General features: G+C 73.1%; 6 protein-coding genes. 5 read left to right on the forward strand and 1 reads right to left on the reverse strand.

The window, feature by feature from the left end; translation table 11 throughout:
- Nucleotides 1-39: 39 nt before the first annotated feature.
- On the reverse strand, nt 40-1,143 hold the full coding sequence (locus QQM72_RS40530; protein WP_314225816.1) for a mechanosensitive ion channel family protein: 1,104 nt from the start codon (nt 1,141-1,143) through the stop codon (nt 40-42).
- Between the two features lie 324 nt (nt 1,144-1,467).
- Between QQM72_RS40530 and QQM72_RS40535 the strand changes: the two genes are divergently transcribed.
- The 5 genes from QQM72_RS40535 (at nt 1,468) to QQM72_RS40555 (ending at nt 6,228) form a co-directional block, all read left to right on the forward strand.
- Nucleotides 1,468-2,004: an HNH endonuclease gene (locus QQM72_RS40535; protein WP_020127877.1), complete on the forward strand. Its 537-nt coding sequence runs from the start codon at nt 1,468-1,470 to the stop codon at nt 2,002-2,004.
- A gap of 275 nt (nt 2,005-2,279) precedes the next feature.
- Nucleotides 2,280-2,879 (forward strand): putative immunity protein, encoded by a 600-nt coding sequence (locus tag QQM72_RS40540; RefSeq protein ID WP_314225817.1) that lies wholly within the window; start codon nt 2,280-2,282, stop codon nt 2,877-2,879.
- 392 nt (nt 2,880-3,271) lie between these two features.
- Entirely contained in the window at nt 3,272-3,502 is a 231-nt protein-coding gene (locus tag QQM72_RS40545) for a hypothetical protein (protein ID WP_399080439.1), read from the forward strand.
- The gene (gene malQ, locus QQM72_RS40550) at nt 3,503-5,629 is read left to right on the forward strand and encodes a 4-alpha-glucanotransferase (RefSeq protein ID WP_314225818.1); all 2,127 of its coding nucleotides are present in this window, start codon (nt 3,503-3,505) and stop codon (nt 5,627-5,629) included. It abuts the gene before it with no gap.
- Between the two features lie 317 nt (nt 5,630-5,946).
- Nucleotides 5,947-6,228, forward strand: a complete 282-nt coding sequence (locus QQM72_RS40555) for a hypothetical protein (RefSeq protein ID WP_314225819.1) — start codon at nt 5,947-5,949, stop codon at nt 6,226-6,228.
- Nucleotides 6,229-6,306: the final 78 nt, after the last annotated feature.

A 6,306-nucleotide genomic window follows, 5' to 3' on the forward strand; every position in this document is an offset into this window, starting at 1 on the left:
CACCCGGATCTCTCCGGGTGCGGCCATCCGCCGTACGGGCTACTTCGCCGGGGTCGCCGGCCGGGGCTGTGTGATCGGTGTCGCCGCCGCCGACTGGGGCGAGTCCGCGTTGGAGAACACCGACGGGGCCGCGACCGCGGCCGTCGGGTCGGCCGGATCCTCCGTGACGGGGGCGGTCGCGCCGCCCACGATGCGGATGTCGGCCGCGTCGAAGGCGCGCTTGACGCGCCAGCGCAGCTCCCGCTCGACGGCCAGGGCCTTGCCGGGCATCGTCTTCGCGGAGACGCGGACGACCATCGAGTCGAGCAGGACGCTGTCCAGGCCGAGCACCTCGATCGGGCTCCACAGGAGCTCGTTCCAGGGCTCTTCCTTGCTCATCTTCTCGGCGACCTCGTCCAGGGTGGCCTTGACCAGGTCGAGGTCCTCGGACGCCTTGACGGTCACGTCGACGCCGGCCGTCGCCCAGCCCTGTGAGAGGTTGCCGATCCGCTTGACCTCGCCGTTGCGGACGTACCAGATCTCACCGTTGGCGCCGCGCAGCTTCGTCACGCGCAGTCCCACCTCTATGACCTCGCCGGTGGCCACGCCCGCGTCGATCTGGTCACCGACGCCGTACTGGTCCTCCAGGATCATGAACACACCGGAGAGGAAGTCCGTGACCAGGTTGCGCGCGCCGAAACCGATCGCCACGCCCGCGACACCGGCGGAGGCCAGCAGCGGCGCCAGATTGATCTCGAAGGTGCCCAGCACCATCAGGGCGGCAGTGCCGAGGATCACGAAACTCGCCACCGAACGCAGCACCGAGCCGATGGCCTGCGAGCGCTGACGCCGCCGCTCGTTGTTGACCAGCAGCCCGCCGAGCGCCGTGCCGTCGACCGAGGAGACGGTGCGGTTCATCCGGTCGATCAGCTTGGTGATCGCCCGCTGCACCACCACTCTCAGCACCACCGCTATCACCAGGATCAGCAGGACGCGCAGACCGATCGCCAGCCAGGTCGACCAGTTCTGCTCGACCCAGCTGGCCGCGTTCGTCGCGCTCTCCTGGGCGTCCTGGAGGGACGGGACGGTCACGGCGGTCGGCGACTCCGAGGGAGTCGGCGACGGTGACGCGTCGGCGGCCAGTAGGACGGCGGGCAAGGACACGGCAGGTACCTCCAGGTGCTGCACTGCTCCATTCGGCGCGGCGGTCAAGGGCGACACGCCCTGCGAGGTCACGGAAAGGTCACCGGACGGGCAGAACCACCACACTAACGGGGCATCGTGTGTGGTCCGGCGCGTTCCGTGAAGGAGAGACGGTCCTCACCTGCGCTTGAACCGGCCATGATCCCGGGGAGACAACAGGGTGTGGTCGAAAACACTCCCAGCCCGTTACCGGCACATGGTGGCGCGTCCACCAGGCAAGAGGGGAGACTGACCACAGATCGTCCCGGCGCGAGCCACGCGCCGCCGACGCCCAAGGAGGCATCCGTGCCGCATGTCCTGGTCCTCAACGCGTCGTACGAGCCGCTCGGCGTCGTACCGCTCCGCCGCGCGCTCGTCCTCGTCCTGGAGAACAAGGCGATCTCCCTCGAGGAATCCGGCGCCTTCCTGCACAGCGCGACCGTCACAGTCCCCGCACCCAGCGTGGTCCGGCTCAAGCGATTCGTCCGGGTTCCCTATCGGGGGCCCGTTCCTCTGACCCGCCGGGCGCTCTTCGCCCGGGACGGGGGCCGGTGCATGTACTGCGGTGGCGTCGCAACCAGCGTCGACCACGTCATCCCGCGCAGTCGCGGGGGCAAGCACGTGTGGGACAACGTCGTGGCGTCCTGCCGTCGCTGCAACCACACCAAGGCCGACCGGCACCTCGTCGAGATCGGCTGGCGGCTGCGCCACAAACCCGCTCCACCTTCCGGACTCGCCTGGCGCATCATCGGCACCGGGCATCGGGACCCGCGCTGGCTGCCGTACTTGCAGCCGTACGGCGCGGATGACGCTCTGGCCCGGATCGACGGCATCTCCGCCTGACGATCCGGGTCTTCGTATTGCGTCGCCCGCACCTTCACAACCCGTCACCACGGCCTCCGAGCCGGGCGGGACTGGCTCCGGGGGTCTCCTGTGCCCCCGGAGTCGAATCGTCGTCACGCAGGGCGCGGCTGCGGCCTGAACGGGCTGGTGCGGAGGGTACTGGCCCGCAGAGTGCTGATCCGGTGGGCGCCGGATCGCGCAGTTCCGGCGCGGTGGGCGCCGGTCTGCGCCGTACGGTCTGGCGGGCGGGGTCCGGGCGGCGGCAGGATGGAGCCGTGCCCACCGAGTCGGACAAGATCGAGCTGAGCGAACACGAGCTGCGTGAGATCGCGGGCTACGCCGCCCGCTGCGCGCGCGGAACGCTGCCGATATTCGAACAGAGCCTGCCCGACGACCCACGCCCTCGCGACGCCGTCGAAGCGGCGGAGGCCTTCGCCGGGGGCGGCCGGCGCACGGGCGCCCTGCGGCAGAGCGCGTGGGCGGCGTACCGGGCGGCACAGGAGGCCGCCTCACCCGCGGCGGCCGACGCGGCACGAGCGGCGAGTCATGCGGCCGCCGCCGCGTATCTGCATCCCCTGGCGAACGCGCATCAGGTGAAGCACGTCCTCGGTGCGGCGGCGCACGCGGCGCGAGCGGAGGAGCTGGCGGCGGGGGACCTGGCCGCGGAGGAGCCGGCCGCGGGGGAGGACCGGCCTGTCGCCGTGGGGAACCCTGCCGCAGGGAGCACCGCCGCCGGTGTGGGGACGCTGGAACGGGCGTGTCGGCACGCGCCGCCGGAGGTCGCCGCGGTGCTCGGCCGACTGCCGGCCGCACCTCCCGGAGGCGGACGCGTGGGAGAGCTCATGCGCGATCTCGACGCCGCCCTGCGCGCTTGAGGGCGGTCTGAGGTTGACCTGAGGGTGACCTGACGACGCGGTCGGAGGGCGGTCGGAGGAGGTCTGAGGGTGACTTGACGGCGGTCGGAGGAGGTCTGAGGGTGACTTGACGGCGGTCGGAGGAGGTCTGAGGGTGACTTGACGGCGGTCGGAGGGCGGTCGGAGGAGGTCTGAGGGTGACCTGACGACGGTCGGAGGCGGTCTGAGGCTGGTGGTCGGAGGGCTGGAAAGGGTGAGGCGGGCTCCCGCAGGGCCCGATCGCGCGTCGTGCCCGGTCGGGCGTCCTCGTTTCGCGCGCCGGTCCGCCGTGTCGGCGCGGGCCGCGGGAGGGGATGGCGGCGTGTAATGACGTGAGGACGTCTGTCCCCGCGTCCGCTGGGTAGGGCTGGGGTATCCGATGCCGTACTGATGAGGAGGCCACCGTGATCGCACCGGCCCGCTCCAAACGCCTGGCGGAGCCGTCCGCCGCCGTCGAGCTCGAGGACCCCTACCTCGGCGTCTTCAGCGCCGAGGGGACCTGTGCCGAACCCCCGCTGACCAGCGAACCTCCGCTGCCCGACGCCGAGCCCCTGACCAGCGAGCCGCCGCTCGCCGTCGCGGACTCCGACTCCACGAGGCCCTAGATGACCGCGCCCCCCGGAGAGGAACTCGCCCGGCTCGCCGCGCTGCACGGCGTCGCCACCTCCTACCAGCCCTCCCCGGACCGCACCGTCACGGCCTCGGCCGGTGCCGTCACCCGCGCCCTGGCCGCCCTCGGCGTCGACGCCGGCACCCCGAAGTCCGTACGCGCCGCGCTCGCCGCCCGGGAACGGGAGCTGCGCGAGCGGCTGCTGCCGCCGACGGTGGTGTGCTGGCGCGGAAGCCCCTGCGAAGCGCTCGCCGCCCTCCCCGCGGGCACCGCCCTGCGGGTGGAGACCGAGCAGGGCGAGTGCCGCGACTCCGTCGACCAACTCCCGCTCGGGGTGCATCAGCTGACGGTCACCGCACCCGACGGGCGGACCGGCCGCGCCCATCTCGTCGTCGCCCCGCCCCGTCTGCCCACGCCGACGGGGCGCTCGTACGGACTCCTCGTCCAGTTGTACTCCCTGCTCTCCCGGAGTTCCTGGGGCATGGGCGACCTCGGTGACCTGGGCGAGCTGACCTCCTGGGCGGGGCGGGCGCTCGGCGCCGGGTTCGTGCAGGTCAACCCCCTGCACGCGGCCGTGCCCGGCACCCCGACGGACCCCTCCCCGTACCGGCCCTCCTCGCGCCGTTTTCCGGACCCGGTGCATCTGCGGGTCGAGGACGTCCCCGAGTTCGCGTACGTCCCCGACGACGGGCACCCGCGGTCCGCGTTGCTCGACCGCGCCGGACGACTGCGCGAAGCCGTCCTGGAGAAGGGCGAGTTGATCGACCGTGACGCCGTGTGGGAGCTGAAGCGCGAGGCACTGGAACTGATCGCCCGGGTACCGCTGGGCCCCGGCCGGCGTGCCGCCTACTGCGACTTCCTCGCCGAGCAGGGTCAGGCCCTGGAGGACCACGCCACCTGGTGCGCGCTCGCCGAGGTGCACGGGTCGCGGTGGCGGCGGTGGCCGGCCGGACTCCGGGACCCGCGCTCCGCCGAGACCACCCGCGCCCGCGGCGAGTTGATGGACCGCGTCGACTTCCACTCCCGCCTCGCCTGGCTCACCGACGCCCAGCTCACCGCCGCCCAGCGCGCCGCACGCGAGGCGGGCATGCCGGTCGGGATCGTGCACGACCTTGCGGTCGGCGTGCACCCCGAGGGCGCCGACGCGTGGGCGCAGCAGGAGTACTTCGCCGCCGGCATGTCGGTGGGCGCACCGCCGGACGCCTTCAACGCGCGTGGCCAGGACTGGGGACTGCCGCCCTGGCGCCCCGACCGGCTGGCCGCCTCCGGCTACGCCCCCTACCGGCGGCTCCTCAAGGCCCTGTTCCGGTACGCCGGCGCCCTGCGCATCGACCACGTCATGGGCCTGTTCCGCCTGTGGTGGGTCCCGCAGGGCGAGCCGCCGACCGAGGGCGCCTACGTCCGCTACGACGCCGAGGCCATGCTCGCCGTCCTGGTCCTGGAGGCCTCCCTGGCCGGTTCGGTGGTGATCGGAGAGGATCTCGGCACCGTAGAGCCGGGCGTGCGCGAGACGCTGCGCGAACGGGGGGTGCTGGGTACCTCCGTGCTGTGGTTCGAACGGGACTGGGACGGTGACGGGCGCCCTCTGTCGCCAGACCGCTGGCGCGACGGCTGTCTGGCCACCGCCACCACGCACGACCTGCCGTCCACCGCCGCCCGGCTCACCGGCGAGCACGTCGAACTCCGGGACCGGCTCGGCCTGTTGACCCGGCCCGTGGAGGAGGAGCGCGCCGAGGCGGCCAACGACACGGCGGAGTGGATGGGCCTGCTCACCCGCCTCGGACTGCTGGCCGGCACCGGCGGCGGCAGCGACCGCTCCTCCGAGGAGGCCGAGGTCCAGGCCGTCCACCGCTTCCTGCTGCGCACCCCCGCCCGCATGATCGGCGTCTGGCTCCCGGACGGCGTCGGCGACCGCCGCCCGCAGAACCTCCCCGGCACCTGGGACCAGTATCCGAACTGGCGGCTGCCGGTCGCGGACGCGACGGGCCGTCCTGTGACCCTGGAGGAGTTGGCGGCCTCGCCGAGGCTGCGGGCGCTGATCGAGGTGCTGCGGGAAGAGCCCGACCCGGCTGGAGGCAGCCCCACGGCCCAAGCCTCCGCCCAAGCCGCTACGGAAGCCTGAGCGGGTGCAGGAGGGGTGATCCTGAGCGGGTGCAGGAGGGGGAGCCGGAGCGGGAGTCCGAGCGGAGTGCGCGGTGCCCGAGCGGAGTGCCCGAGGCCTGAGCGGGAGTCCGAGCGGAGTGCCCGAGGCCTGAGCGGAGTGCGAGCGGAGTGCGAGCGGGAGTCCGAGGGCGAGGTGGACGGGGCCTTTCGGGGCCGCACCGGAGCAGCGACAGGCGTGCGACGGCGGCAGTCCCGCGGGCGGCCGCACGAGCGCCCCGCGCCTCATACGGCACCCCGGGCGCGCGCTCCCCGACACCGTTCGCTAACTTGGGCACCGTGGACAAGAAGAACGCCCTGCGCGCCGGCGCCCTGGCTGCCGGTACGACGCTGATGATGCTGCTCATGTCGTCCCCCGCGCTCGCGCTGACCCGCGACGACGGTGACGACCCCGGCCCGGGGCTGAGCGTCGGCGAGACGCTGGGCCTCTACGTGGTGGCCCCCCTCGCGCTGTTCGCGCTGATCGCCGGCCTGGTGTGGGTCCTGGACAAGTCGAAGGACAGGGGCGACACCACCAGCTCCAACATCACTGTCAAGGGCCAGGCGAAGGCCAAGGCCTAGCTCGCCGGCCCCCTGACTCCCGGCCCGGATCCGGGCCCGAGGGCGTCGGCTTCCTCCGCGTACGGCATGCGCGTACGC

The sequence above is a fragment of the Streptomyces zaehneri genome (assembly GCF_032248645.1).
Taxonomy (GTDB): Bacteria; Actinomycetota; Actinomycetes; order Streptomycetales; family Streptomycetaceae; genus Streptomyces; species Streptomyces coriariae.

Excerpts from the sequence above, each read along its gene's own strand:
- malQ (WP_314225818.1), top strand. The coding sequence starts at position 3,503 with ATGACCGCGCCCCCCGGAGAGGAACTCGCCCGGCTCGCCGCGCTGCAC.